Source organism: Pseudomonas sp. TNT2022 ID1044 (assembly GCF_028656895.1).
GTDB lineage: Bacteria > Pseudomonadota > Gammaproteobacteria > Pseudomonadales > Pseudomonadaceae > Aquipseudomonas > Aquipseudomonas reinekei.
Genome location: NZ_JAMDHB010000003.1, coordinates 278,348 through 303,777, shown reverse-complemented (window position 1 = coordinate 303,777; position 25,430 = coordinate 278,348). Strand labels below are relative to the sequence as shown.

The 25,430-nt window shown below is 62.1% G+C and carries 20 protein-coding genes; 3 read left to right on the top strand and 17 right to left on the bottom strand.

Features of this window, described 5'->3' with window-relative positions; genetic code table 11:
• The first annotated feature begins 19 nt into the window (after positions 1-19).
• Genes M5G20_RS06190 through M5G20_RS06180 form a run of 3 tightly spaced genes read left to right on the top strand, consistent with a single transcriptional unit; the run spans position 20 to position 3,708 of the window.
• Positions 20-1,555 (top strand): efflux transporter outer membrane subunit, encoded by a 1,536-nt coding sequence (locus tag M5G20_RS06190; RefSeq protein ID WP_273918387.1) that lies wholly within the window; start codon positions 20-22, stop codon positions 1,553-1,555.
• On the top strand, positions 1,548-2,687 hold the full coding sequence (locus M5G20_RS06185; RefSeq protein ID WP_273918386.1) for an HlyD family secretion protein: 1,140 nt from the start codon (positions 1,548-1,550) through the stop codon (positions 2,685-2,687). Before M5G20_RS06190 ends, M5G20_RS06185 begins: the two co-directional genes overlap by 8 nt.
• Positions 2,677-3,708: a DUF2955 domain-containing protein gene (locus M5G20_RS06180; RefSeq protein WP_273918385.1), complete on the top strand. Its 1,032-nt coding sequence runs from the start codon at positions 2,677-2,679 to the stop codon at positions 3,706-3,708. Before M5G20_RS06185 ends, M5G20_RS06180 begins: the two co-directional genes overlap by 11 nt.
• A 111-nt stretch (positions 3,709-3,819) precedes the next feature.
• Here the strand turns inward: M5G20_RS06180 and M5G20_RS06175 are convergent, their stop codons facing one another.
• The 17 genes from M5G20_RS06175 to M5G20_RS06095 form a co-directional block, all read right to left on the bottom strand.
• Positions 3,820-4,272 carry a YMGG-like glycine zipper-containing protein gene (locus tag M5G20_RS06175; RefSeq protein WP_273918384.1) on the bottom strand — a complete coding sequence of 151 codons (453 nt, stop codon included), beginning with the start codon at positions 4,270-4,272 and terminating at the stop codon, positions 3,820-3,822.
• Between the two features lie 143 nt (positions 4,273-4,415).
• Positions 4,416-5,132 (bottom strand): NAD(P)H-dependent oxidoreductase, encoded by a 717-nt coding sequence (locus M5G20_RS06170; protein WP_273918383.1) that lies wholly within the window; start codon positions 5,130-5,132, stop codon positions 4,416-4,418.
• Between the two features lie 9 nt (positions 5,133-5,141).
• Complete coding sequence (locus tag M5G20_RS06165; RefSeq protein WP_273918382.1) at positions 5,142-6,785, bottom strand: ABC transporter ATP-binding protein; 1,644 nt, start codon at positions 6,783-6,785, stop codon at positions 5,142-5,144.
• Positions 6,786-6,787: 2 nt separating this feature from the next.
• Positions 6,788-7,615, bottom strand: a complete 828-nt coding sequence (locus M5G20_RS06160) for an ABC transporter permease (RefSeq protein WP_273918381.1) — start codon at positions 7,613-7,615, stop codon at positions 6,788-6,790.
• A 3-nt stretch (positions 7,616-7,618) separates the two neighbouring features.
• On the bottom strand, positions 7,619-8,578 hold the full coding sequence (locus M5G20_RS06155; RefSeq protein ID WP_273918380.1) for an ABC transporter permease: 960 nt from the start codon (positions 8,576-8,578) through the stop codon (positions 7,619-7,621).
• 166 nt (positions 8,579-8,744) lie between these two features.
• Positions 8,745-10,346, bottom strand: coding sequence for an ABC transporter substrate-binding protein (locus tag M5G20_RS06150; RefSeq protein ID WP_273918379.1), 1,602 nt, complete (start codon positions 10,344-10,346; stop codon positions 8,745-8,747).
• A gap of 97 nt (positions 10,347-10,443) precedes the next feature.
• Positions 10,444-11,859, bottom strand: a complete 1,416-nt coding sequence (locus tag M5G20_RS06145; RefSeq protein ID WP_273918378.1) for an aldehyde dehydrogenase family protein — start codon at positions 11,857-11,859, stop codon at positions 10,444-10,446.
• Positions 11,852-13,042 carry a pyridoxal phosphate-dependent aminotransferase gene (locus M5G20_RS06140; RefSeq protein ID WP_273918377.1) on the bottom strand — a complete coding sequence of 397 codons (1,191 nt, stop codon included), beginning with the start codon at positions 13,040-13,042 and terminating at the stop codon, positions 11,852-11,854. Before M5G20_RS06140 ends, M5G20_RS06145 begins: the two co-directional genes overlap by 8 nt.
• A gap of 24 nt (positions 13,043-13,066) precedes the next feature.
• Positions 13,067-14,674: a 5-guanidino-2-oxopentanoate decarboxylase gene (locus M5G20_RS06135; protein ID WP_273918376.1), complete on the bottom strand. Its 1,608-nt coding sequence runs from the start codon at positions 14,672-14,674 to the stop codon at positions 13,067-13,069.
• A gap of 10 nt (positions 14,675-14,684) precedes the next feature.
• Positions 14,685-16,784 carry an acetate--CoA ligase family protein gene (locus tag M5G20_RS06130; RefSeq protein ID WP_273918375.1) on the bottom strand — a complete coding sequence of 700 codons (2,100 nt, stop codon included), beginning with the start codon at positions 16,782-16,784 and terminating at the stop codon, positions 14,685-14,687.
• Positions 16,785-16,802: 18 nt separating this feature from the next.
• Complete coding sequence (locus M5G20_RS06125) at positions 16,803-17,963, bottom strand: acyl-CoA dehydrogenase family protein (protein WP_273918374.1); 1,161 nt, start codon at positions 17,961-17,963, stop codon at positions 16,803-16,805.
• A 42-nt stretch (positions 17,964-18,005) separates the two neighbouring features.
• Positions 18,006-18,797 carry an enoyl-CoA hydratase/isomerase family protein gene (locus M5G20_RS06120; protein ID WP_273918373.1) on the bottom strand — a complete coding sequence of 264 codons (792 nt, stop codon included), beginning with the start codon at positions 18,795-18,797 and terminating at the stop codon, positions 18,006-18,008.
• Positions 18,798-19,116: 319 nt separating this feature from the next.
• The gene (locus M5G20_RS06115) at positions 19,117-20,529 is read right to left on the bottom strand and encodes an amino acid permease (protein ID WP_273918372.1); all 1,413 of its coding nucleotides are present in this window, start codon (positions 20,527-20,529) and stop codon (positions 19,117-19,119) included.
• Between the two features lie 208 nt (positions 20,530-20,737).
• On the bottom strand, positions 20,738-22,999 hold the full coding sequence (locus tag M5G20_RS06110) for an ATP-binding protein (RefSeq protein WP_273918371.1): 2,262 nt from the start codon (positions 22,997-22,999) through the stop codon (positions 20,738-20,740).
• Positions 22,996-23,766, bottom strand: a complete 771-nt coding sequence (locus M5G20_RS06105; protein ID WP_273918403.1) for a substrate-binding periplasmic protein — start codon at positions 23,764-23,766, stop codon at positions 22,996-22,998. Before M5G20_RS06105 ends, M5G20_RS06110 begins: the two co-directional genes overlap by 4 nt.
• Positions 23,767-23,771: 5 nt before the next feature.
• On the bottom strand, positions 23,772-24,488 hold the full coding sequence (locus M5G20_RS06100) for a response regulator (protein WP_273918370.1): 717 nt from the start codon (positions 24,486-24,488) through the stop codon (positions 23,772-23,774).
• Between the two features lie 75 nt (positions 24,489-24,563).
• A complete protein-coding gene (locus tag M5G20_RS06095) occupies positions 24,564-25,211 on the bottom strand; it encodes a TetR family transcriptional regulator C-terminal domain-containing protein (RefSeq protein ID WP_150733049.1) in 648 nt (215 codons plus the stop codon).
• Between the last annotated feature and the right edge of the window lie 219 nt (positions 25,212-25,430).

Sequence of the window (25,430 nt, the reverse complement as noted above, 5' to 3'; positions counted from 1 at the left end):
ATTGGTTGGAAGACGCGCGATGCATTCAGGTATCCGCCAGCTGCTGCTGTCTGCCGTGCTTGTCCTCGGCGGTTGCGTGCGGTTGGGACCGGACTTTCAACCGCCGGGCGAAGCGTGGGTCGACCACTGGAACACCCCTGCCCTCGACCAGGCCAGCCAACGCGTGGTGAACCCGGACATCCGCCAGTGGTGGCAAGTGTTCGCCGACCCGGCGCTGAACCAGTTGATCGCCGAATCCGATGCCCACAACGCCAGCCTGAAAATTGCCGGATTGCGCGTCATGGAGGCGCGCGCACAATTGGGCATCGCCCAAAGCAACCTCTACCCGCAACTGCAGCAGGTCAGCGCTGACAGCGTGTATATCAACCGCCGACAGTACGGTGGCAATAACCCGGTCGACAGCCATTTCTGGCAGCACAGCGGCGGATTCGATGTGGGTTGGGAGCTGGATTTCTGGGGGCGTTTCAGCCGCGCGATCGAGTCATCCGATGCCAGTTACTTCGCGGCCGAAGCCAATTATGAAGATGCGCTTGTGTTGTTGCGGGCTCAGGTTGCCGACACCTATTTTTCCCTGCGCACCACCGAAGCGCGGCTTCGCGTGGCCCGGGAAAACGCCCGTCAGCAACAGCGCAATTACGAGATTACGGAAAAACTGTTCAACAGCGGCCAGACTGCCGAACTCGACCTTCAACAAGCCAAGACTCAATACCTCGGGACTTTGAGCACCCTCCCCGGGCTTGAGGATCAGATCGGTCGAATCCGCAATGCACTGGGTGTGTTGATCGGTCGTCCGCCGGGGGCGCTCCCGCTGATGGCGGAAAACACCGGACTGATTCCGCTGGTGGACCGCGCCGTGTTGCAGGATGTCCCGGCCAATCTGCTGTTGCGCCGGCCTGATGTGCGGGCTGCCGAACTGAATGTCGCCGCACAATCGGCGCTGATCGGCGTGGCCGAAACCGATTTTTACCCGTCGTTGACCTTGCTGGGCAGCATTGTCTGGTCCACCGACACCCTGAGCGGCACGTCCCGCAGTCTCGATCTGGTGGGTGGCCCCAGCCTGCGCTGGAACGTGTTCGACTACGGGCGCATCAGCAACAACGTGCGCGTGCAGGACGCGCGGTTGCAGCAGTTGATCGAAGCCTACCGCGACAAAGTACGCCAGGCCGCACGCGAAGCGGATGATGCGGCCAATGGCCTGACGCGCTCATTGCAGCGCGAACGCATCCTGCGCGAGGCCGAAGGTGCTGCCAAACGCTCATTGGAACTGGCCAACACGCTGTACCGCGAAGGCTATTCGGACTTCCAGCGCGTGCTCGATGCCCAACGCGCGCTGCTCGAACTCCAGGACAGTTACCTGCTCAGTCGCGGCGATGCCGTCAGCAACGTGATTGCCCTGTACAAGGCCCTCGGTGGCGGTTGGTACAGCGCCCAAGCCAAAGTCGACGCCACGACGCGCAAGCAGATGGAACAACGCACGGACTGGGGCAATCTGCTGACTGAACCCGCCGCCCCGCCCGCCTACCCTTTGCCCGAGCAGGTGAAAGACCATGAGTGAAGCCGCGCCCGTAACGCCCGACGCGCCCTCCCCGCCGCCCGCTGAAGCGGCTACCGATCCGACCAGAAAAGGCATCAAGTGGGTGCTGCTGCTGATTGTCTTCAGCCTCGCGTGGTACCTGCTGGCTGACCGCTTCACGCCGTATACGCAACAGGCGCGGGTGGGTGCATTCGTGATCCCGGTGGCGGCGGAAGTCGCAGGTAGAGTGATCCGCGTCAATGTGCGCAACAATCAGGACGTCAAGGCCGGGGAAGTGATTTTCGAGATCGACCCGCAGCCGTATCAGATTGCCGTCGACCGGGCTCGAGCGGACCTGGAATCCACCCGCCGGCAGATCGGCGCCAGTACCGCCGGCATTGCTTCGGCGCAGGCCAACTTGCGCGCGGCACAAGCCAACGAGCTCAAGGCGCGTCAGGACAATCAGCGGCTTGAAGGGTTGTACCGCGAAGACCCGGGCACCATCTCCGTGCGCCTGCTGGAAGTCTCGCGCGCCAACCGTGAGGCGGCCGTCAGTCAGGTTGCCGCGGCCCGCGCCGAGGTGCAACGCGCCCGTGAAACCGAAGGTGGCAGCGCGGAAGACAACGCCCTGTTGCGCAGCGCCGCGACCGCGTTGTCGAAAGCCGAACTGGACTTGTCGAACACGCAGATCCGCGCTCGCTCGGCCGGGTTGATCACCGACCTGCGCACCGATGTCGGTCAATTCGCGGCGGCCGGTAATCCGGTCATGACCCTGATTGCGATCCACGATGTATGGATCAGCGCCGACATGACCGAGAACAACCTCGCCCTGGTCAAACCTGAAACCCCGGTGTCCATTGCCCTCGATGCGTTGCCCGGCGAAGTCTTCCAGGGGCGTGTGCGCAGCGTCGGCTACGGCGTCAGCGTGGGCCAACCCGCCGCCCCCGGCAGCCTGCCGACGGTGCAGAACAGTCGCGACTGGTTGCGCCCGGCGCAACGCTTTCCTGTGATCATCGAGTTCTCGCCGGAGGCCTTGACCATGCTCAAGGACAACCGTGCCATCCGCTCCGGAGGTCAGGCTGAAGTCATGGCCTTTCCGTCCGAAGGCAATGTGCTGAACCCGCTGGGGCGGATATTTCTGTGGCTGATGAGCTGGCTGTCGTATGCCTACTAGCCGCTCGCCGAGGGTGCAGCGCGCGCTGCGTCTGGCCAGTGGCACGGCGTTGTGTCTGGGGGCGAGTTTCGGCATGGGCATGCCAATCCCCTTTCTGGCGCCGGTGCTGGGGGCGTTGTTGCTGGTCAGCATCAATCGTCCGTTGCCGTTCAAGGCCACCCTGGTGCTGGCACTGACCGCGATGCTGACCACTGGCATTGGCCTGCTGCTGATTCCGGTCCTGCGTTACTACGCCTTCAGCGGCGTGCTGTTGATCGGCCTCTGTTTGTTGATGGTCTTTCGATACGGCCAACGTGGCGGCAATAACCTGGTGGTCACCTTTCTGGTGATCGGCCTGACCATGATTCCTGCAGCCGGTGTGGTGGACTTTGGCCTCGCGGCGACGGTGATCAAGGCGTTGACCAGCGGGTTGCTCCTGGCGGTGATGATCGGCAGGCTAAGTCACTGGCTGTTCCCGGAGCCGGACAATGCACCGACTCCCCCACCCGCCCCGGCATTATCGGCGCAAGATGTCGACCGTGTGGCGTTGCGGGCAACCCTGATCGTGATGCCAACGTTTTTGCTGGCGCTGATTGATCCGGCGAGCTACATGCCCATCGTGCTGAAGGCGGTCAGCCTGGGCCAGCAAAGTTCCACCACCCATGCGCGCGATGCCGCACGCGAGTTGATTGGCTCGACGTTGCTGGGCGGGCTGCTCGCGATCCTGTTCTGGAGTGCACTGACGTTGTTTGTGCACCTATGGATGTTCTTCCTGTGGATGCTGCTGTTCGCCCTGATCCTGGCGCGCAAGCTGTATGGCTTGAGTCCGGGCCGGTTGAGTCCGGGTTTCTGGCTCAATACCCTGATCACGCTGATCATCCTGTTGGGCCAGTCGGTTCAGGACAGTCTGGCGGGCAAAGACGTCTACACCGCATTTGCGGTGCGCATGGGCCTGTTCATCGCCGTCACGTTGTATGCCTGCCTGATGGTGCATCTGCTCGAGCAGCGTCAATCGACACGATCGACGGCGATCGCCGAATAACCCGTGGCGAGGGAGTTGCTCTCGCTAGGTCGCAAAGCGGGCTCTTCGTTAAAAGGCCTGCTGCGCAGTCCAGCGCGAGCAAGCTCCCTCGCCACAGGGGGGCGGACTTGTTTATGGATTGACCTGATACCCCTTGCCTTGCAGGCAACTGGTGTAGGCCGTCGCCGTGTTCGCCGTGTTGGTCTTATCTTGCGCACGACGTTCCTGACGCTGGCGCGAACCACCGACCACGGCACCGGCCGCAGCGGTCTGCTTGGCGCGGTCCTGCCGGTAATCCTGTTTGTTGTCGTCATCGACGCGATCATAAAACTCGTCGTGCTGCCGACCGCGCACCTGCGCGGCGGTCGCCCCGGCAGCCGCCCCGGCCACGGCGCCCTTTACCCGACCTCCGGACGGTGTTGAGGTCGTCGATGTACTACTGGCGGCGATGCTGTTGCATTCATTGATGTCGAGTTGGGTCTGTTGTGAACTCTGGCCCTTCATCGGTACGACCGTTTGTGCCCAACCCTGGGCACTGAAAACCGACAATACGACGCACAGGCCGATAGGTGACAAACGTTTCATGGTGACCTCCGACAGCAGCCGGACTGGGTTAAGTAAAACAGTGTAGTTCACCGTTTTACTCAATCACTCCAACCCTTCCTCCAGATGCGCCCGCCTGACCGCCGGTTGCTCATACACCCGCTCGTACCACCCTTGCCGATGCGTCAAGCCATTGAATGGATGCCCAGCGGATAGAGCTTGTCATCAAACTGCGCCAACTTCGGAAACACCAACGGCTGGTCATCACTCAGATGTTGCAGGCGCTGGTCGTAATCAATCAAAAACTGCCGACGCGCCTCGTCACTGATGTACGGCACATGCCAGGCCACAAACGGTTCCAGCACGTCGAAACCGACGTACGCCAAGGTCCCGCGCAGGATCGGGCGCAGCATGTCTTCCAGCGGTCCATGAATCGCGTCCTCACCGAACATGTGCTCGCGGCCGCCCAAGGTCACGGTGACCAACGCTTTTTTGCCGGCCAGCCCGCCCTGATCGTAGAAACGCTTGCCGCCATAGCAAATCCCCGACACTAAAACCCGGTCGATCCAGCCCTTGAGCATCGCCGGAGCGGAGAACCAGAAGATCGGGAAGTTGAGGATCAGCAGGTCGGCCCACAGCAGTTTGTCCAGCTCGGCCTGGATGTCCGCCGCCAAGGATTGGCTCTTCACGCCCAGACGTTGTTCGAGGGCGTAGACCAGGTATTCCGGGTTTTCCCGCGAGGAGAAGTCCGCGTCGCTGGCCACCGGGTTCCAGTTCATTGGGTACAGGTCACTGACCTGCACTTCATGGCCTTGGGCTTCAAGGCTGGCCACGGCTTGATCCCGCAGGGCGGCGGTGAAGGATTTCGGCTCCGGGTGAGCGTGGACGATCAATACTTTCATGGTGATTCCTTAGACTTTTTCCAGCGTAGGGTTTGAATGCGTGGCGCGGCTCGCCAGCAAGCGGTCGAGCCAGTCCGGGTCCATTTGTGGTTCCGAGGAGAACAACAGCCCGGTGTAATCCTGATGCGGTGGTGTAAAGATTTCGCTGCGTGAGCCGTGGTCGACCACCCTGCCCCGCTGCATCACCAGCACCTCATCGGCAATCGCCCGCACGGTGGCGACGTCATGGGTGATGAACAGGTAGGCGACGCCCAGCTGTTGCTGAATGCGGTTGAGCAGTTTAAGTACGCCTTCAGCCACCAGTTGATCGAGGGCCGAGGTCACTTCATCGCAGATGATCAGCTGCGGATCGGCCGCCAGCGCCCGGGCTATGCAGATCCGTTGTTTCTGCCCACCGGACAACTCTCGAGGCTGACGCTCCATGAAGGTCGCCGGGTCCAGTTCAATCATCTCCAGCAACTCGGCGACCCGCGCACGCATGGCCTTGCCTTTGAGGCCCAGGTAAAAGGTCAGTGGCCGACCGATGATGTCGACGATGCGCTGACGCGGGTTCAACGCCGTGTCCGGGATCTGGTAGATCATCTGGATGCGCCGCAGTTGCTCCTTGCTGCGCTGGCGAAAATCCGCCGGCAACGGTTGGCCGTCGTACAGCACCTCGCCATAGGTGGGTGGCAACAAACCCGTGATCAAGCGCGCCGTGGAGCTTTTGCCACTGCCGGACTCGCCGATCACGGCCAGGGTTTGCCCGCGATAAAGCTTCAGCGAAACATCATGCAGCACCGGTTGGTGGCCGTAACTGGCGCAACTCTTGCGCAATTCCAGCAGCGGTTGCTCCTGCTGTGGCAATGCCTTGGGCTCGGTGCGGAAGCTGCGCACCGCCCACAATGACTTGGTGTAATCCTCCTGCGGGTCACCGAGCATCTTGCGGGTTTCGGCCTCTTCCACCAGTTTGCCGTGGCGCAGCACCATGATGCGGTCGGCCATTTGCGCGACGACTGCCAGGTCGTGGCTGATGTAGATCGCGGCGCTGCCGTAGGTGGCCACCGCATCGCGAATCGCCGCCAGCACTTCGATCTGCATGGTGACATCCAGCGCAGTGGTCGGCTCGTCGAAGATAATCAGGTCCGGGTGGCAGGCCATGGCCATGGCGGTCATCACGCGCTGTAACTGACCGCCAGACACCTGATGCGGATAGCGCTGGCCGATGGTTTCGGGATTCGGCAAACGCAGTACACGATACAGTTCGACGGCTTCGGCCATGGCCTGATCACGACTCATGCCACCGTTCTTTACCGCCGTTTCGACGTGCTGATCGATCAGGCGATGAGCCGGGTTGAACGAGGCCGCTGCGCTCTGTGCCACATAGGCAATGCGCAAACCGCGCAACTTGCGCAGGGCTTCGGGTTTGGCCTTGAGCAAGTCGATGCCGTCGAAATGCACCGAGCCGCCGGTGATCCGGCAGCCATCGCGGGTGTAGCCCATGGCTGACAACCCGAGGGTCGACTTGCCCGCGCCGGACTCACCGATCAGCCCCAGCACTTCGCCGCGCTGCAGGGTCAGGTCGATGCCCTTGATCAGCGGGTGCCAGGCGTCTTCGTAGTGACCTTCGATGTGCAGGTCGCGGATTTCCAGCAAAGGTTTGGTTGTCGTCATGTTCAGCATTCCTTGAGGCCGCTGGATTTGTGCAGCATCCAGTCGACGACGAAGTTGACGCTGACCGTGATCAACGCCACGGCCAGGGCGGGCAGCAACGGGCTGATGTCGCCGAAGGTGATCAGTACGGCGTTGTCTCGCACCATGCTGCCCCAGTCGGCGGTGGGCGGTTGAATGCCCAGGCCGAGGAACGACAGCGCACTGATGAACAGGAACACAAAGCAGAACCGCAGCCCGAACTCGGCAATCAACGGCGCCGCCGCATTCGGCAGCACTTCACGAGACACCAGCCAGTACAGGCCTTCACCGCGCAGGCGAGCGGCTTCGACGAAGTCCTGCACCACCACGTTCATCGCCACGGCGCGTGAAAGGCGAAACACCCGGGTCGCGTCCAGCAGCGCAATCACCAGCACCAGCGAAGTCGCGGTGGTGCCGACCACGCTGAGGATCAGCAAGGCGAAAATCAGCTGCGGAATCGCCATCAGAATGTCCACCACCCGCGACAAACCCTGATCGACCCAGCCGCCCTTGATCGCCGCGATCAGGCCACAGGAACCCCCGAGCAAGAACGCCAGCGCCGTGGTCAGGAACGCGATGCCCAGGGTGTTGCGCGCGCCATAGACCAGGCGGCTGAACATGTCGCGCCCCAGGTTATCGGTGCCCAACAGGAACTGCCCGCCCCACGGTGCGAAGCCCTCGCCCACCACTTGGGTTTCGCCGAACGGCGCCAGTACCGGCGCGAACAGGGCCACGAGGATGTACAGCAGGATGACCAATAACCCGAACTTGGCGCTCAGCGGCGCCCGCCATAATTGTTTAAGCAAGCTCATGGTTTACCCCTTCGGATGCATCAGGCGTGGATTGCTGGCAATCGACAGCACATCGGCGCTGGTATTGAGCAGGATGTAGGTCGCGGCGAAGATCAGGCTGCAGGCCTGCACCACCGGGATGTCGCGCTTGGCCACCGAGTCCACCAGCAACTGGCCGAGACCCGGATAGACAAACACCACCTCGACCACCACCACGCCGACCACCAGGTACGCCAGGTTCAGCGCCACGACGTTGACGATCGGCGCCAGCGCATTGGGCAGCGCATGGCGGAAGATGATCCGCGACTGGCTGATGCCTTTGAGCCGTGCCATTTCGATGTAGGGACTGGCCAGCAGGTTGATCAGCGAGGCGCGGGTCATGCGCATCATCTGCGCGATGACCACCAGGCTGAGAGTTGCTACCGGCAGTACCGAGCGTTCCAGCACGGTGCCGAGGGACGCGTCCGGCGACAGGTTGGAAATGCTCGGGAACCAGCTGAGCTTCACTGCGAACACCAGAATCAGGAGGTAGGCGACAAAGAACTCGGGAAACGACACCGCGCTCAATGCCGAGGTGTTGAGCAAACGGTCGAACCAACTATTGCGGTACAGCGCAGCGAGCATCCCCAGCAGCAACGCCAGTGGCACTGAAACCAATGCCGCCAGCAACGCGAGGCTGAAAGTGTTGCCCAAACGCGAGCCGACCAGGTCGGCAATGGGCCGCTGGTTGGCCAGCGACACCCCCAGATCGCCGTGCAGCAATTGCCAGATCCAGTGGCCGAAACGCGTCAGCGGCGGCAAGTCCAGGCCCAGTTGCGCGCGGTAGGCCGCCACGGTTTCCGGCGTGGCGGACTGGCCAAGCATGGCCTGGGCGATATCGCCCGGGAGCAGGCCGACGGCGAGGAAGATGATGACTGAAACGGCGAACAGCGATAACAGGCCTAATGCCAGGCGCTGCCCTAATAGCTTGAAAATACTTCTCATCGTGCGGTTCCTTGAATGGGCACGCGGGTGAAGATTGCAAATTCCACTGTGGGAGCTGGCTTGCCAGCGATACCGGTTTGTCATCCAATATCTATGTCGACTGTCACGGCGCCATCGCGGGCAAGCCCGCTCCCACAGCGATCTTCACTGTTTGATAGATCCCGGTTTACGCCTGCCACCACCGCTCAATCACCCGCAACCCATCCAGCTCGCCATACGGCGCTGTCTGCCCGCCGTGGGCGACCTTGTTGGAGCGCGCCGCCACCGAACTGGCAAACAACGGCACGATCGCCCCGCCCTCGTCGCGGCACAGGCTCTGCATTTCGTTGTACATCTCGCGGCGCAGCGGTTCGTTCATCTCGCCACGGGCGGCGTTGAGCAATTGGTTGAAGCGCGGGTTGTCCCAGTGGGTTTCGTTCCACGCCGCGCCTTTGGCATAACCGATGCTGAACATGCGGTCGGCAGTCAGGCTGCTGTACCAGAACGACGTGGTGAACGGTTGCTTCATCCATACGTTGGAGAAAAAACCATCAGCCGGTTCGCGCACGACATCGATGTCGATCCCGGCGGCACGGGCCTGTTCCTTGAACAACACCGAGGCGTCGACCGCGCCGGTATACGCCGCGTCGGAGGCTTGCAGGCGAACTTTGAGCGAATCCAGGCCGGCCTTCTTCAGATAGAAACGCGACTTGTCCGGATCGTAGGTGCGCTGTTCCAGCGCCGTGTTGATGAAGCGGCTTCCTGGCTGGATCGGGTGGTCGTTCCCCACCAGCCCGTAGCCGTACAGCACCGATGCGAGCAACGTTTCACGGTTGATCGCGTGCTTCATCGCCATGCGCACGTCGTTGTTCTGGAACACCTGGCTGTCGGTAAGCATCGGGAAGGTGTAGTGCTGCGCGCCCTTGGTTTCTTCGATCACCAGGTTCGGGTTGCGCTTGAGCAACGCCACGGTTTTCAGGTCGACCTTGTTGATCACGTCAACTTGCCCGGTGACCAGCGCGTTGATGCGCGCGGCGCCATCGCCAATCGCGATCAGTTCGGCACCGGCAAAGTGCGCACGCCCTGCCTTCCAGTAATCCGGACTGCGCTCCAGGGTCATGCGCACACCCGGTTCGAATTCCTTGAGATGGTAACCACCGGTGCCGACACCGGCCTGCCAGTCCGGCACGCCGTCCTTGCTCGGCATGATCACCAGATGGTAATCGGCAACCACGTAGGTGAAATCGGCATTGCCGGATTTCAGTTCGAACACCACGCTGTCGCTGCCATTGGCACTGACCTTGTCCACATCGCCCAACACGGTTTTCGCCGCGGAGCTGGACTTTTCCCCGAGGTGATGCTGGATCGAGGCGACCACATCGTCGGCGGTCAGGGTCTTACCGTTGTGGAAGGTCACGCCCTGGCGCAATTTGAAAGTCCAGACCCGTGCGTCCGGGGTCGAGGTCCAGCTTTCAGCCAGTTCGGGGATCGCCGTGCCGTCGACGGCAATTTCGGTGAGGGTGTTATAGATCGCCGAGAACCCGACGAAGGTGAAGGTATCGACCCAGGAGCCGGGGTCTTTCGAATCGGTGGTGCTGCCACCTGCCAGGCCCAGACGCAATACGCCTCCGGGTTTCGGCGACGACTGCGCCGCCATGGCGCCAAACGGCAGCCCCATCGAAAACGCCCCGGCCACAGCTGCGGCAGCGGCGCTGTACTTCAAGAAGTCGCGACGCGGGAAGCTGAATTCATGGTTCGCTTGAGTAATCTTGTTTTTGTTATCGCTCATTGCATTGCCCCTGATAAAAGCTAATGAAATACCCATTCAAAGCCACGCCAGACACCGGGCCATGGCCCGGTGCGTATAACGTTTGAATCGCCAACGGTCACACCTGGATCGCCTTCACTTCGACGAATTCGTTCAGCCCTTCTTCCCCCCACTCCCGACCATTACCCGATTGTTTGTAGCCGCCGAACGGCGCCTGATAATTGAACGCCGCGCCATTGAGGAAGCACTGGCCAGCCCGCAGTTGCCGCCCCAGATGCAGGGCGCGCTCGGCACTCCCGGCCCAGACACCGCTGGACAGGCCAAACGGCGAGTCGTTGGCGATCTGGATCGCGTGAGCTTCATCGTTGTAGGGAATCAGGCACAGCACCGGGCCGAAGATTTCTTCCTGGGCGATGCGCAGGCGGTTGTCGACGTCGGCGAACAGCGTCGGGCTGACGTAATAACCGCGTTCGAACGCCGGTGCTGGATCCCCACCGCACAGCAGGCGCGCGCCTTCCTGTTGCCCAACCTTGATGTAATCGAGCACGGTGCGGCGTTGCCCCGCCGAACACATCGGCCCGAGAAAACTATGTGGGTCGAGCGGATCGCCCATTTTCAGGCTCAGGGTTTCGGCCAGCGCCAATTCCAGTGCTTCTGCGTAGCGAGTGGCCGGCAGCAGCATGCGGGTCAACGCGGTGCAGGTTTGACCGGAGTTGATCATCACGTCCTGCACGCCATAACGAACCGCAGCAGCCAGATCAGCGTCTTCGGCGATCAACAGCGGCGACTTGCCGCCCAGTTCCAGACACACGCGTTTCACTGATGGCGCTGCCGCTTGCGCCACGCGAACACCGGCGCCGGTGGATCCGGTGAACGACACCATGTCGACGTCCGGGTGTTTGGCCAACGCTTCGCCGACTTTCGAACCCGGCCCGCTGACCAGGTTGAACACTCCGGCCGGCAGGCCGATGGCTTCGATCATCTGTGCCAGCAAAAATGCATGCAGCGGCGTTTCCTGGCTCGGCTTGACCACCACCGTGCAACCGGCAGCCAGTGCCGGGGCGAGTTTGCCGATCAACTGATGCAGCGGGTAATTCCATGGATTGATAAAGGCGCAGACGCCCACCGCTTCACGGATCACCAGCGAGTTGCCGACTTCGCGCACGTCATCCATCAGGTGGGCCAGTCCGACGTATTGCTCGAGGCCGATAATCGGCCCGTCGACCTGTACCGAGCGGCACCATTGCACCGGCATGCCCAATTCAGTGGTGATGACTGCGGCCATTTCATCGGCACGGCTGCGCAGTTGCTCGGCCAGTGCGCGGATGTAGCCGGCGCGTACGCTGGCGGGGGTGCGCGACCAGGATTCGAAGGCCTTACGCGCGGCGGCGACCGCGTTGTTGACGTCGCGCTCATCTCCCAGCGGCACGCTGCCGGCCACTTCTTCGGTGGCCGGGTTGATCACCTCGGCGATCCCCTGCCCCGACGGCGTTTGCCAGCGGCCATCAATAAACAATCTCTTGTGGTTAAGCATGAACCTCGGCCTCCATCAATTCCTGGGCACATCGGGCAATGCGCTGACAGGCATCACGCAACGGTTCGGCGCCGACCACCAGCCCCAGACGAATGTGCCCCGCCGCGCTCGGGCCGAAGGCTTCGCCGGCCAGTACCGAGACGCCATGGCGATCGAGCAAGCGGTCGGCAAATGCCTGGGCGCTGAGCCCGGTTTCGCGGATATCCACCATCACGAACATTCCGCCATCGGGCTTCAAGGCGCGCACGCCCGGGCATTCGGCGAGGCTGTCGCACACCAGATCGCGACGCTGGCGATAGGCTTCGCGCATGGCTTGCAGTTCCGGCAGGTTGCTTTCCAGCGCGATCACCGCGGCGTCCTGAATGAAATCCGGCGAACCGTAGAGCATGCACAGCGCAAGGTTTTCCAGGTGCGTGGCCAGTGACGGCGGCGCCACCACCCAGCCGATGCGCCACCCGGTCATGGCGTGGGATTTCGACAGGCTGTTGAGGGTCGCCGTGCGCTCGGCCATGCCCGGCAAGCTCGCCGGGCTGACGTGCTCGCCTTCAAACAGCAGTTCGCTGTAGACCTCATCGGAAATCAGCCACAGATCGTGGGCGATGCACAGTTCGGCCAGCGCCTGCCAGGTGCTGCGCGGCAGGCTTGCGCCTGACGGGTTGTGCGGACTGTTCAAGGCCAGCGCCCGGGTACGAGGCGTGATCCGCGCGGCGACGTCTTCGGGCAATACGCGAAAACCGTTTTCCGAACGCACCGGCACCGGCACGACCACGGCGCCGCAGGCACCAAACACCGCTTCGTAAGTGACATACATCGGTTCGGCGACGATCACTTCATCGCCCGGGTTCAGTACGCATTGGGCAACGGCGAACAGCGCACACTGCGCGCCGGCCAGCACCGTGACCTGATCCGCCGAGACGGCTTGCCCGCTGCGTTGCCGATGACGCTTGGCGATGGCTTCACGCAGGGCACGCTTGCCGCGTACTTCGGCATAGTGCGTGTTGCCGTTGAGCAGGCTGTCGATGGCGCCCTGCACGATGGGTTGCGGTGTGTCGAAATCCGGGTCGCCCACGGACAGCAACAAGATGTCTTCACCCTGCTCGCGCAGTGCCAGGGCACGGTAGTGAATATCCCAGGCGGCGGCGCCGTCCCCGGCGATACGTTGAGTCAGATCGGAAAAGCGCATGGCTTCATCCCCCTTAAATACAGATCAATGGGCGCAGGCATGCTTGAGTTCGATCAGGGTCACGCCGTTGCGCTTGAAGCCGTGGCGCAAGTCGGTTTGCAACTCCGCCAGGCTTTGCGGCTGAGTCACGGTGCAACCGAACGCGCGCGCGAGGGCGGCGAAATCCGGGTTGCGCGGCAGCACGCCGATCGGCTCGATATCGAGGCCGAGCATGTCGTCGCGGATCTGCCCCAGTGCGTCGTTGTTCCACAGCAAAACGACCAACGGGCTGTCGAGCTCTTCCACGGCGGTGGCCAGTTCCTGGGCGGTGTAAAGGAAACCGCCGTCGCCCACCAGCACCAGGCCCGGACGTTGCGGCGCAGCGAACTTGGCGCCGATGCCGGCGGGCAAGCCGTAGCCCAAGGTGCCGTAGCCGGTCGGGTGCAGCCAGCTGCGGATCGCGAGGCTGTCGAAGGCGTAGTTGCCGGTGTAGGCCAGTTGGGTCATGTCGGTGCTGATGAACGCGTTTTCCGGCAACTGCGCAGCAATGCAATCGAGAATTGACTGATGGATCCGTTGCAACGGGCCATGGCTGGCCTTGACCGCTTCACGCAATGCCGCAACCGAGGCAATCGCCGCGCTGGCGTCACGTACGCTGGATGGCAGGCGCTCAAGCAAGCCGCTGAGGGTTTGTTGCGCGTCGCCATGCAAGGCCACAGTGCACGGATAGAAGTCGTTGAACTTGCGCGGATCGATGTCCACTCGCAGCAGTTCAGCATTGAGCGGCAGGCGCTCGCGCCAGAAATCGGTGTCGGCCATTTCCGTGCCGACCGCCAGCACCACGTCGGCTTCGGCGATCAGGTTCCAGCCGGGTTCTACGCACAGCGACGATCCGGCATTCAACGGCGCGTCGGGTGCTAGCAGGCCCTTGCCGGCGACACTGGTAAACAGCGGCGCCGCGAGTCGGGTGCTGATGTCTTGCAGTTGCGAAGTGGCCTGCAAGGCGCCGCCACCGGCGATGATCATCGGGCGTTTTGCGCCGTTGAGTTTGGCCACGGCTTCATCGAGCGCGGTGGCGGATGCCGGACCACGCCCCGGGCGACGCACCACGTCGTTGCTCCAGTCACGAGCAATCGGCGCCGACAACACATCCAGCGGCACCGAAATGTGCACCGGACGCGGACGCTCGCTGTCGAACACCGCATAGGCGCGGGCGATCAGTTCCGGCAGGTCTTGCGCGCTCAGTGCCACGGCGGAGAACGCCGTGATCGGCGCAGTCATCGCCCGCTGATCCTGACACTCATGCAGGCTGCCCCAGCCCTTGCCGAGGCTGGCGCTGTGGTTAACGCTGGAAATCACCAGCATGGGAATAGAGTCGGCGTAAGCCTGCCCGATTCCCGTGGCGGCGTTGGTCACGCCGGGGCCGGTGATGACGAAACATACGCCGGGTTTGCCGCTGACCCGCGCGTAACCGTCGGCCATGAAACTGGCGCCTTGTTCATGCCGAGTCAGCACGTGGCGAATGCCGCTGCCGGGCAAGCCGCGATACAGCTCCAGCGTGTGCACGCCGGGAATGCCGAACACGGTATCGACGCCGTAATTGGCCAGCAGGCGCACCAGCGCCTGGCCACCGGTCAAGGTTTTGCTTTGCATGTTCAGGTCCTCACACATGGCCAAGGCGAATCAACGCATCGACCGCAGTCGTGCCATCGGCGCCGACCAACAATGGGTTCACATCGAGTTCCAACAATTGCGCGGCGTTTTCGCAGGCGTAATCGGCGACCGCGCGAATCGCGGCCACCAGCGCTTCCAGATCCGCCGCATCACGGCCACGGAAACCCTGCAGCAACGGTGCACTGCGCAGACCTAGCACGGCGTTGCGGATGGCGCCGTCGGTGGTCGGCAGCAACAGGCTGCGACTGTCCTTGAGCAATTCCACCAGAATGCCGCCGGCGCCAATCACCAGGGCCAGGCCGAAATCGTTTTCGCGTTTGATGCCGACGATCAACTCGGCCAACGGCGGTTTGGCCATGGGCTCCAGCAGCAGTTGGTCGAACGCCACGTCCGGCGCATACGCGGCGATGCTGGCGCGCATGGTTTCCAGTGCTGCGCTTAATGCGGCGCTGTCCTTGAGGTTCAGTGCCACGGCGCCGGCTTCGGTCTTGTGCGGCAACTGTGCGCTGACGGCTTTCACCACCAGCGGGTAGCCCAGCACTTCGGCGTCTTTCAAGGCATTGGCCGGGGTGCTGAGAACGCCGTTTGGCGTCGGCAGACCGAAAGCGCTTAATGCCTGTTTGGAATTCCATTCATTGAGCAGCTCACCCTCGCCGGTCAATGCTTGCGGACACAGCGGCAGCAACGCCGACTCACCCAGAGCCAACAACGCCTGACGATTGCGCTGGTAACCGGCGATTCGACCCCATGCCGCCAAACCATCCTCGACGCCTTGCAACGCCGCCACGCCTTGCGCATGCAGGCGCTCACGGGCGTGGGCCGGCAGTAATTCAGGGAACGCCGAAGTGACAAAGCCGCTCTTGCCATGACGCTTCAATGCTGCACAGTACAGCTCAAGCAGCAGGTCGCACTCCTTGCGCTCGCCGGTGAACTCGGCGGGGTAATCAAGCACCAGCATCGCCGCGTCGGCTGGCGTGCGCAGGGCGCTGTCGAGCATGCGATTGAGCGCCGCGCCATCGCCCCAGATCGCGGTGGTGAAATCCAGCGGGTTGACCAGGTTGGCGTAACCGGGCAACACCTGCGCCAGTTCGCCGACCTGCCCGTCATCGAGTGTCGGCAAGCCCAGTTCATTGCGTTCGGCGTAGTCGGCAATCAGCCCGGCATCGCCACCGGAACAGGCCAGTGCGATCAGGCTGTTGCCCGCCGGCAGGTTGCCGCAGGCCGCGGCTTTCAGGGTTTCGACAAAACTCACCGGGCCACTGACGCGAATCACGCCCAGGCGCTCGAACAACGCGTCGTACAGCGCATCGGAACCGGACAGCGAACTGGTGTGACTCAGGGCCAGTTCGGCGCCGATCTGCGACACGCCGGTTTTCAAGGCAATGATCGGAATGCCCTTCTCCAGGGCCTTGTGCGCGGCGCGGGCGAACCCCGGGACGTTTTTCAAACCTTCGAGGTGCAGGCCGATGGCGGTGACACGCGGTTCGTCGAGCAGCACATCCATCAATTCAGCCACGCCCAGTTGCGCCTGATTACCGACCGACGCCATGTAGGCCACCGGCAGCGACCGGTCGCTCATTGACAGGTTGTAGGCGAAGTTGCCGCTCTGAGTCAGCACCGCCACGCCCTTCTCCACCGCTTTGCCGCCATGGGCCACCGGCCACAGCGCGGCGCTGTGCAGGTAGTCGAGCAAGCCGTAGCAGTTGGGGCCGAGCAACGCCATGTCGCCGGCGGCTGCAAGCAGTTGTTGTTGCAGCGCCTGGCCTTCGGCGCCGGTTTCGGCGAACCCCGAGGCATAGCAGATCGCGCCGCCGGCACCGATGGCGGCCAGTTCGGCGACGCAGGTCAGGGTCAAATCACGGTTGGTGGCGATGAACACCGCGTCCGGCCCGCAGGGCAAATCGGCAATGCTGCGCACGCAGGGCACGCCTTCAAGGCTGTCGTGCTGCGGGTTGACCAGCCACATTTGCCCTTGGTAGCCACCGTCGGCGCAGCGTTTGAGGGCGCGCGCCATGCTGCGGCCGCCGACAAACGCCACGTGTTGTGGCGCGAGCATGCGCTGGAGGTTGTCGCGAATGGTTTGGGACATGGCAATTCTCCAGGCCGATCAGCGCAGCAGTGGCCGCAACAGCTCGCGGGAAATAATGTGGCGCTGGATTTCCGAAGTGCCTTCCCAGACTCGCTCGATCCGCGCGTTACGCCAAATGCGCTCCACCGGGCTTTCATCCATCAGGCCCATGCCGCCAAAGATCTGCACGGCTTCATCCGCCGCACGTCCGAGCACTTCACTGGCGAACAACTTGGCCATGCCGGCCTCGCCGTCAGTCATGGTGCCCTGGTCCATTTTCCACGCGGTGTGCAGGGTCAGCAGTTCCGCGGCGCGGATCTGAGTCGCCATGTCCGCCAATTTGAACGACACGCCCTGGAAGTGACCGATGGCCTGGCCAAACTGCTTGCGGTCGGCCGCCCATTGCAGCGAGCAATCCAGTGCACGCTGGGCCTGCCCGACACAGTTGGCCGCGACCATCACCCGCCCGGCAGTCAGCCAGGCGTTGGCGACGTCCCAGCCTTTGCCGACTTCACCCAGCACTTTGCTGGCCGGTACGCGGCAATCGTCGAAGAACATTTCGAAGGTGTGGTAACCACGGTTGCTCACGCATTTCGGGCCACGGCGGATGGTCATGCCGGGGGTGTTGCGGTCGACCAGGAACGAGGTCACGGCGTTGCGCTTCTTGCCGTTTTGTTCGTAGGTGTCGGTCACCGCGAAGACGATGGCGAAATCGGCGTGGCCGGCGTGGCTGATGAAATGCTTGCTGCCGTTGAGGATGAAGTCGTCGCCTTCACGCACGGCGCGGGTCTTGATCGCATTGGCGTCGGAGCCGGCACCCGGTTCGGTCAAGGCGAAGCAGTCGATTTTCTCGCCCTGGATGCACGGCAGCAGGTAGTCGTTGATCTGGTCGCCTTTGCAGGCCATGAGGATTTTCGAAGGCCGTGCGACGAACACGTGCAGCGCCCAGGACACTTTCGACAGTTCACGCTCGATCAGCGCCTGGGACAGGTAATCCAGACCGCCGCCGCCGACGTCTTCCGGCATGTTGAAAGCATAGAAACCGGCGGCAATCGCCTTGCCGCGTATCTGGGCGGCCAGTTCGGCAGAGACCTCGTCGGCACGGTCGACTTCGGTCTCATAGGGCAGCAGTTCCTTCTCGACGAAGCTGCGTACCGAGTCCACCAACATTTCTTGTTCTTGGGTCAGTTGGAAATTCATGCGGCTACCTGTTGTTCGTGTGCTGATAGGTGGATGCGGGGCTTAGCGACCGATGAAGCGTGCCGGGCGTTTTTCCATGGCGGCGCGCAGGGCTTCACTGCCGTCGACGCTGCGACCGCAGAGCAACCCGGCGGCGAGTTCGGCTTGCAGCTGTTCGGCGAGACTGCGTTCGGCGCCTTCGCGCATGAGTTTTTTGGTTTGGGCGAAGGCGAAAGTCGGCCCGGCAGCCAGGCGTGTGGCCAATTCGCTGGCGACGGTCAGCAGTTGATCATCGGCGCAGACTTCGCCGACCAGACCCGCGGAAAGCGCACGGTCGGCGCTCCACAACTCATCGAGGAACAGCAGACGCTTGGCTTGTTCGCTGCCGATCAGCCGTGGCAGGTGCCAACTGGCGCCGGCGTCCGGCGAGTAGGCCATGCTGGTGTAGCCGGCCTTGAATCGCGCCGATTGCCCGGCGATGCGCAGGTCGCAGCACAAGGTCAAATCCATACCGGCGCCGACGGCAGTGCCGTTGATGGCGGCGATCGTCGGTTTTTCCAGACTGTGAAGACGGGTCATCAAGGCGTGGGCGGTTTCGGTCCAGCCGTAGGTTTCCAGCGCACCGCGGGCTTCGGCGTCGGCCCACTCGTCGAGGTCAGCGCCGGCGCAGAAACTGCGACCGCTGCCGGTCAACACCACCACGCGTACCGCTGGGTCGGCGTTGAAGCTGTCGAGCAACCCATGCAGGGTGTTCAGGGTCGGGATGTCCAGCGCGTTGCGCTGAGCGGTGCGATTGAGCGTAATCCAGGCAACGCCTGCTTCGACCTGACTGAGCAGCGAATCATGAGTAGTCATGCGAGTCCTCGAATTATTGTGATGGGTCTGAGGTGATGCGACTTGAGGCCATACTAAACGAGTGTTCAGCAAGGCGGCAATCGGTGGAGAGATCAGCTGTAACGATCGTCTTTAATCGTTAACGCATTGGTTTTATTGGTTTATTTGTCGAGTTTTGGTGTTGGGCCAGTGCCGCTGTTACAACTTCGAACAACTGCCGACAAGGCATTGCGACGTTCGAAAACCTGTAGAAGCCGGCTTGCTGGCGATTGCGGCATCACATCCAACATCTCTGCTGGCTGACACATCGCTATCGCCAGCAAGCCGGCTCCTACGGGGATCAGGCTGTCGGCAGGCTTGGTGCCAACACGGCCTGACGTTTGCGATGGATCAGGAAATACGCGCCATAGCACAGCGCGATGAACCCGAAGCCCCAATACAGCGATGGACGCTGGGTTTCATCCAGGGCCAGGAACACGAACAGCGAGCAGCACAAGGTAATGCACATCAGCGGCAATACCGGGAACCACGGTGCGCGGTATTTCAGGTCGCTGAGTTTGTTGCCGTCACGCAGCCAGGCTTTGCGGAATTTGTACTGTGCCAGCGCGATGACAATCCAGGTTACGGTGCCGGACATGCCGCTCACCGCCATCAGCACCATGAACAAGGTGTCGGCCGCGACGAAACTGGTCATCAACGACACCAGGGCAAAGCACAACGTGATGCTCAATGCACGCAGCGGCACGCCACGCTTGCTCAGCGGCGACAGGCTCTTGGGCGCCATGCCGGTTTTCGACATTGCCCATAGAATGCGCGTCGAGGCATACAGGCCGGAGTTGCCCACCGACAGAATCGCGGTGAGGATCACGAAGTTCATCAAGTCAGCCGCATACGGAATGCCAACCATATCGAACACCTGCACAAACGGGCTTTCCATCAACCCCGCCTGCTGCCACGGCACGATGGCCGACAGCACGATGATCGCCAGCACATAGAAAATCAGCACGCGGAACACCACGTTGCGCACGGCACGCGGGATGCTCTTTTCCGGCTGATCGGTTTCGCCGGCTGCCACGCCCATGATCTCGCAACCCTGGAAGGCGTAGACCACAGTCATCATCACTGCGAACACTGCCGACAACCCATTGGGGAACAACGAATCGCCAATCAGATTGCTCGCCATTGGCGCGGGCGCGCCGCTGCTCAGCGGTATCGCGCCGAAGATCACCAGCACGCCAACCACGATAAAACCGAGAATCGCCGCGACCTTGATCCCGGAAAACCAGTATTCCGCCTCACCGAATGCGCGGGTCGCCATGGCGTTGATGCCGAACAACACCACCACGAACAGCGCCGACCAGTACCAAATTGGCACTTCAGGAAACCAACGGGTCATCAGCATGCCGGCGGCGGTGAATTCCAGGCCTACGGTGGTCGCCCAACTCATCCAGTAGACCCAGCCGATCATGAAGCCGGTAGCCGGCCCGATGTACTGGGTGGCATGGGTTTGAAACGAGCCCGACACCGGCATCTGTACCGACAGTTCACCGAGGCAGACCATCACCAGATACATCAGGAAACCTGCGACCAGGTACGCCAGAATCGCCCCCACCGGGCCACCCTGATTGATGATGACACCGGAGCCCATGAACAGCCCGGTGCCAATCACCCCGTCCAGGGACAGCATGAAGATGTGCCGGCTTTTCAGGGCCCGGGTCAGTTGGATGCCTTTGCGATCAGTATTTTCGTTCATGTCTGCACCTCAGCAGTCGGTGAGGTGCGCAGTGCATGACAGGACGTCAGGGCACGGGGAGGAATCAGCTTTACGGCAATTCATTATTATTATCTCCAATAAGCTTCGAAGACCGCGCTGCGGCGGTTGCGTCGATTATTGGAAAGCCATGTAAGGTCGCGTTGTACGTAAAGATCGAAGTTGTGAAAAGTCGTAACAAACTTGTACGTCAGCGCTGCAACAGTTGTTCCAGCGTGTCGAGCGAGCGTTGGCATTGCCCGTCGATCTGCGGTGCAAGCAAGCGGACAGCCGCCTCGTCATTGCTCCGTGCCGCGTCTTCCAGCCATCTCAGATCATTGGCCAAGGCACGAAAGCCCAGCGAATCGCAGCTGCCGGCCAGTCGGTGCGCCAGATGCGCGACTTCGCTGCCGTCATCGGCGCCAATGGCTTCGCGCAACGCCTGACGATGTTGCAGGATCGAGTCGCGCAGTACGGCCAGCAGCCCCTGCACTTTCTGCTCGCCCAGCAAGGTGCGATGGGTTTGCAGCAGCGGCCAGTCCATCGCGCTGTCTTCCGGCAACGGCTCGGGCGTCAGTGGCTGTTCACTCAGGGCTTTACGCAGCTGGTCCAGTTTCAGCGGTTTGGCGAGCACGCCGTCCATGCCGGCATCCAGATACCCGCGCACCAGCGCCGGCTGCACGCTGGCGGTCAGGGCAAAAATACGTGCGGTTCGGTTCGGCCCCTCGAGGCTACGCAGTCGTTTGCACAACGCCACACCGCTCATGCCCGGCAGATGTACGTCCAGCAGAATCAGATCGAAGGCCTGCGCGGCGCATTGCAGCAGTGCCTGTTCGCTCTCTTCGGCCAGCCAGACCCGATGGCCATCCCGTTGCAGCAAACCGCTGACCACATCGCGATTGAGCGCCACGTCCTCAACCACCAGAATATCCAGCGCTGGCCCCGGCACATCTATCGGCAGCTGAGCCGTCGCACCGACGGCAGGTTGCAGCGTCAGCTCAAACCAGAAACAACTGCCCCGATCGACTTCGCTGGCAACGCCGATGCTCCCGCCCATCTGCTCTACCAGGTGTTTGCAGATCGCAAGCCCCAACCCGGTGCCGCCAAAACGCTGCGCCACTTCATCGCTGGCCTGGGTGAAACGCTCGAAAATCTTTGCCTGCATGGGCGCCGCGATGCCGATGCCGTTATCGGTGACGCTCACCCGCAACTGATCAGCGCGACTGCCTTCAGCTTGCGTGAGCAAGGCCACGTCGACACTGACCTCGCCGTTTTCGGTGAACTTGATCGCATTGGCCAGCAGATTGCTCAAGACCTGGCGCAAAAACTGTTCGGCGCCGTGATAACGCTCGGCCACCCGCTGATCGACGCGACAGTGCAGCACGGTGTCATTGGCCAGTGCCTTCGGTTCCAGCAAGGTCAGCACTTCATCGAGCAATTGGCGCACCGAGAAATCCACCGGCTCCGGCAGGCTTGCGCCCTCCTCCAGTTTGGCGAAGAACAGTACTTCGTTGAGGATGGTCAGCAAGCCTTCGCCGGCCTTGTGCAGCGCATCAAGTCGCTTGCCATCGCGCTCGTCGAGACGCGCATCGCGCAACAGTTCAGCCATGCCGAGAATGCCGTTGAGCGGTGTGCGCAACTCATGGCTCATGGTCGCCAGGAACCGTGACTTGGCGAGGTTGGCCGCTTCGGCTTCGTCCTTGGCGCGCATCAGGCTGGCGGTCCGCCGTTCGACCATTTTCAACAACTCGTCGCGGTTGTCCTGCAAGGCCAACCGATCGGTTTCGCGGCGTTCAATGTCACTGAGGATCGCCCGGCGCATGTCGTCGAGCGCGGTGGCGACCGTGTCGATTTCGTCTTCGTTGGCGCTGCGGCTCTTGCCCAGGCGCAGGGGCTCCTGCCACTGCCCGGCCGCAATGCGCCGGGCAAATTCGGCCATGACCTGCAAGTGCCGGGTCACCAGGCGATAAAACAAACCGGACAACGCCACCGCCAGGCCACACAGGAACGCGCCCATCCACAACAGGCTGGTCAAGCCGCTGGCATACAGGCGCTGATACACCGCCCCCAGGTCGGTGCTGACTTCCAGCTCGCCCAGTTGGCGCAACGGCCCGGACGGAGGCTGGTAATCCAGCACAAAACGCTCGACCCGCAGCGGCCCGACCGGTTGCGGATTGCCTTGCACCAGATCGAAATCGCTGCTGATCAGATGCACCCGGGCGACATCGGAGAAATCCACCAGCCCGCGCAACTGCACGTTCAACTGTTCCTGGTTCAGATCCCACAAACTGCGCTCCAGGCTCGCCAGATACCCGGCGCGGATCAGCTCCATGCGTGAATCGATCTCGCGCATTTCCCGGCGGTACTCGATGTAGAGCTGCACGCTGCTGGCGAGTACGGTGAAGCACAGGCTGAACAACAGAATGAACAGCAGCAGACGCCGCAACAAGCCACCGGGTCGGCCGCGGATCATGGGCTGTTCGCCGGCAAATGGATCATGTCGCGGTAGGTCACTTCGCTCTCATTCAGCAGACGCTCAATGTCACCGGCATTGACCATGCGCTGCAGTTGCGCATCGATATCCGGCATGCGTTCAGCCAGGGGTGAGCGACGGGAAACGGCGACCCGCAGGTCGTCAACGCTGAGGGCTGTAGGCAACGCGACAATGTCTTGCGCGCCGGCCAGGCTTTCGACGTAAAGCTGGCCGGTACGGCGTTCCTGGGTGATGAAGTCGATGCGCCCGCGAATCAGCTTGCCGAAGTTCTGGCGGCTATCGGAGACCCATTCGATGTTGTTGTTTTGCGCGACCATGCGATCGAACTCCACGCCGTAGCTTTCACCGAACAGCAGGCCGCCACGGTAACGGGCCAGGTCTTGCAACCGTTCAAACTTCACCGGGTGTTGGCGGTTGATGAACAGCGCCACTTCTTCACGCAGCACCGGGACGTTGGAAAACAGCATGCTTTGTTCGCGTTGCGCGGTGCTGTAGGCCAGGACCACGTCGACCCGGCCTTCGGCGGCATCGAGCAGGCAGCGTTTCCAGTTGCCCAGCACCACGACCTCGACTTCGTAGCCGAGCTGGCCGAACAGTTTTTTCACCACGCTCGGTGCCAGGCCACGCACCTGTTTGCCGTCGCTCCAGGAAATCGGTGGGTACACCGGGTAATCGCAATAGCGGATCTTTTCCGCTGCCTGGGCGGTGCCCGCCAGCAGCATCAGCAGCCAGAGCAGCCGCCCCAGCGTCATCACGCCGCCAGGCTGGCGGTAAACAGATAACCGGCGCCGTGAATGGTGATGATCAACTGCGGCTCGGCCGGATCGTCATGCAACTTGCGGCGCAAACGGCCGACCAGCACGTCGATGGAGCGATCATTGGGCACCCATTCGCGGTTGCGGATCTGATCCATCAACTGATCGCGACTGAGGGTGTGGCCGCTGTTGCGCAGGAACACACTGAGTAACTGATACTCGCCGTGGGTCAGCAGGGTTTCGCTGCCGGACGGATCGATCAGCCGACGGCGGTCGGTGTCCAGCGCCCAATCGGCGAACTGTTTGACGGGTTTGGCAACGGCGACAACCGGTGGCGGGATCTGCGCATGGCGAACCCGGCGAATCAGGTTCTTCGCCCGGGACACCAATTCGCGCGGATTGAGCGGCTTGATCACGTAGTCATCGGCACCGCATTCGAGGCCGACGATGCGGTCGATTTCATCGTTGCGGCCGGTGATCAGGATAATGCCCACTTCCGAGCGCACCCGCAGCTCGCGGGTCAGGGTCAGGCCGTCCTTGCCCGGTAAGCGGATATCGAGCATGACCAGGTCGACGGTCTGGCTGGCCAGGAAGGTTTCGGCCAGTTCCGCCGTGGCGGCGCTATGCACCTCATAGCCTTCCCGGGACAGGTAGGCATGCAACAGTTCGCGAATCAGCGGATCGTCATCGACGACCAGTACCCGAGGTGTCATTGCTGGTGTCCTGCTTGTTTCTTATTAGAGGGGTGTTGCATCAACGCCAGAGAGTAGCCACAGCTGAACGGGCGATCAACAGCTACTCGTCTGTCTGCAAAATCGCTGGCGGCCACCTGCCTGCAAACCGTCGACCCAGGCTTCACAAATCTGGATGCCCTGCTCCGGGGTGAAGGTGCCGGGGTTGAGCCCGGACTCCAGCCACAAGCCATCGAGCAACGCGCTGAGACTGATCGCGGCGAGATCGGCGTCGAAGTTTTCCCAGTGCTCTTCCTGTGCCAGTTCCATCAGCACCTTGCGCAGAATTGCGCGGTACTCGCCATAGGAATGATCGTGGGCCTTGTTGATGGCCTCGGCGGTTTTCACTGCCCCCCAGAATGCCAGCCAGGCGTCGATCAATTGCGGGTCGAGCAATTCGGCGGAGAACGAACCGCGGAAAAATGCCGACAGGCGTTCACGGGCGTTGGGTGCGGCTTGTTCCATCGCGTCACGCAGCAGGGTCATGACCCGCCCGGTAATCGCCATGTAGGCTTCGGCCACCAGTTCGTCCTTGCCGGAATAGTGGTGGCTGATCAGGCCAACGGAGACACCGGCCTCGGCGGAAATCTTGCGGATCGAGGCGCCCTGGAAGCCATGACGCTTGAGGCACGTCAACGTCGCCTCGATCAGGTTGGCCTTGCGCAACTCCGGTTCCATGCGGGAAAAACGGGCTTCCTGATTCATGGGCGACACGCTCCTTAGGCTCATTCGTTTAGGCCCGCACGGGTTAGCTGCGGGCTGAACGACTGTACAGCAACAATGTGCCTTGGCGTAAGCCCGGGAAACTGCGGCGCCTGCATCGCCAGCAAGCCGGCTCCTACAGTATTGGCTCGTACGCAATTTCCGCGTACACCCACAAATCCTGTAGGCGCTGGCTTGCCAGCGATGGCGTCAACCGATTCA